This is a genomic window from Methylobacterium sp. WL103, assembly GCF_008039885.1.
In the GTDB taxonomy this organism is placed as follows: Bacteria; Pseudomonadota; Alphaproteobacteria; order Rhizobiales; family Beijerinckiaceae; genus Methylobacterium; species Methylobacterium cerastii.
The window spans coordinates 1-2,375 of record NZ_VRUX01000624.1; the positions used below are offsets into that span (position 1 = coordinate 1).

Sequence of the window (2,375 nt, forward strand, 5' to 3'; positions counted from 1 at the left end):
CCCCCCCCTTTTTTTTTTAATTTTTACGCGTACAACGTTTTTTTAAAGTAATGTTGCGTTGGGATGGTCATTATTTTAATAGAGACAGGTCAAGGACAGACGCCGCCCGCGCCGGTCCTCCGGGTCCACCGCCACCGTCGCGAGGCCGCGCCGCTCCAGCACCTTCAGGGCCGCGGTCAGCGTGGTCCGGTCCATGGCGAGGAGGCGCGCCACCGCGGACATCGCGGCGGGCTCGGGCCGGTTCAGCGCCATCAGCAGCGAGAACTGGCCGCTCGTCAGCCCGAGGGGCCGAAGCGCGTCGTCGAACCGGCGGCCGAGCGCGCGGGCGGCCCGTTGCGCGTGCAGGCAGAGGCAGGCGTCGCGGATGTGGGCGGTGGTCGCGAAGGAGACGGCCGTTGACATGAATCGATCTACGTTGATATCAACATAGATCGCAATGCGACAAACCGGCCCGTGCAAAGGATCGAAGGCGATGGCGGATCACGCGGGCACCTTCGTCTGGTACGAGCTGACCACCCCCGACGTCGCGGCGGCGCAGGCCTTCTACGGCGCGGTCGCCGGCTGGGCGATCGTCGATGCGGGGATGCCCGGCATCGACTACCGCCTCGCGACGGTCGGCGACGTGCGCATCTGCGGGATGATGGCGTCGGCCGGATGCGAGGCGCCCGCCGGCACGCGGCACGGATGGCTCGGCTATGTCGGCGTCGCCGACGTCGACGCCTCCGCCGAGCGCGTCACGGCGGCCGGCGGGCGCATCACCTTCGCGCCGCGGGACATCCCCGGGGTCGGCCGGTTCTGCATGGCCGCCGACCCGCAGGGCGCGGCCTTCGCGCTCTTCCGCGGCGACGGCCCCCCGCCACCGATGCCGCCGCGGGGCACGCCCGGCCCCTTCGCCTGGCACGAGTTGCACGCCCGCGACTGGGAGCCGGCCTTCGCTTTCTATGCCGGGCTGTTCGGCTGGGAGACATCCATGGCCGTCGACATGGGGCCGATGGGCACCTACCAGGTCTTCGCCCGTTACGGCGTGGACCTCGGCGGCATGATGAGCGCGCCGCTTCCGACGGCCCCGTCCTGGTTGTTCTACATCGCCGTCGAGGCGATCGACGCCGCGGCCGAGCGCGTCGCGGCGGCAGGCGGCACGGTCCTGCAGGGTCCTCACCCGGTGCCCGGCGGCGACTGGATCGTCCAGGCCCAGGACCCGCAGGGCACGCCGTTCGCCCTGGTCGGGCCGAAACCGGCGGCCTGATCCGCGACGCGAAGGGGGACGCTCGCGGCGTCTTGACCGACGCGGCCCGCCGGGCCAGATCGTCGGCCATGAGCCCTGCGCCGACGCCCTCCGTCCTCGTCATCGACAACTACGATTCCTTCACCTGGAACCTCGTCCACCTGATCGGCCCGCTCAGCGGCGCGATCGAGGTGGTGCGCAACGACCAGGTGACGGTGGACGAGATCCGCGCGCGCGCGCCCGACGCCCTGGTGCTGTCGCCCGGCCCCTGCACCCCGAACGAGGCCGGCATCTGCCTCGACGCGGTGCGCCAGCTCTCGGGCGAGATCCCGATCTTCGGGGTCTGCCTCGGCCTCCAGGCGATCGGGCAGGCCTTCGGCGGCGACGTGGTGCGGGCGCCTTCGCCGATGCACGGCAAGGTCTCGACCATCCGCCACGGCGCGACGGGCATCTTCCGCGGGCTCAACGACAGCTTCGACGCCACGCGCTACCATTCTCTCGTGGTCGACCGCGCCGGCTGCCCCGAGGCCCTGACCGTGACCGCCGAGGCCGACGGCCTGATCATGGGCCTGGAGCACGCGCACCTGCCGGTGCACGGGGTGCAGTTCCACCCCGAGAGCATCCTCTCGCATCACGGAACGCGCATCCTGCAGAACTTCCTCGACATCGCGACGGCGTGGAACCAGGCGCACGGCCGCGGGCGAAACCCGGCAGGTGACAAGGCCCGCCCCGGCGTGCATTGACGCGGCATCCCGCGAACGCGCCGCCCGTCGAGCCGATGGAATCCTTCAAGCCCCATCTCGCCAAGGTCGCCGCCGGGTTCTCCCTCGACCGGGCCGAGGCTCGCGCGGCCTTCGACGACCTGCTTTCCGGGGAGGTCACCCCGGTCCAGGCCGGGGCCTTCCTCGTCGGCCTGAAGGTCCGCGGCGAGACGCCGGAGGAGATCGTCGGCGCCGTCGAGGCGATGCGCGCCCGCATGGTCCGGGTCGAGGCGCCCACCGGCAGCGTCGACGTGGTCGGCACCGGCGGCGACCATTCGGGCAGCTACAACGTCTCCACGCTGGCCGCGATCCTCACCGCGGCCTGCGGCGTGCCGGTGGCCAAGCACGGCAACCGCGCCGCGACCTCGCGCTCGGGCGCGGCCGACGTG

General features: G+C 71.5%; 2 protein-coding genes and 2 pseudogenes. 3 read left to right on the top strand and 1 reads right to left on the bottom strand.

The features are described 5' to 3' along the window. Positions 1–87: 87 nt before the first annotated feature. Positions 88–402 (bottom strand): annotated as a pseudogene (locus FV222_RS23335) (MarR family transcriptional regulator); the annotation flags it as partial. Between the two features lie 70 nt (positions 403–472). Between FV222_RS23335 and FV222_RS23340 the strand changes: the two are divergent. The 3 genes and pseudogenes from FV222_RS23340 to FV222_RS23350 form a co-directional block, all read left to right on the top strand. Beyond that, on the top strand, positions 473–1,246 hold the full coding sequence (locus FV222_RS23340; protein ID WP_147762343.1) for a VOC family protein: 774 nt from the start codon (positions 473–475) through the stop codon (positions 1,244–1,246). Positions 1,247–1,314: 68 nt separating this feature from the next. Next, on the top strand, positions 1,315–1,968 hold the full coding sequence (locus FV222_RS23345; protein WP_147762344.1) for an aminodeoxychorismate/anthranilate synthase component II: 654 nt from the start codon (positions 1,315–1,317) through the stop codon (positions 1,966–1,968). 35 nt (positions 1,969–2,003) lie between these two features. Beyond that, positions 2,004–2,375, top strand: a pseudogene (locus FV222_RS23350) (anthranilate phosphoribosyltransferase); the annotation flags it as partial.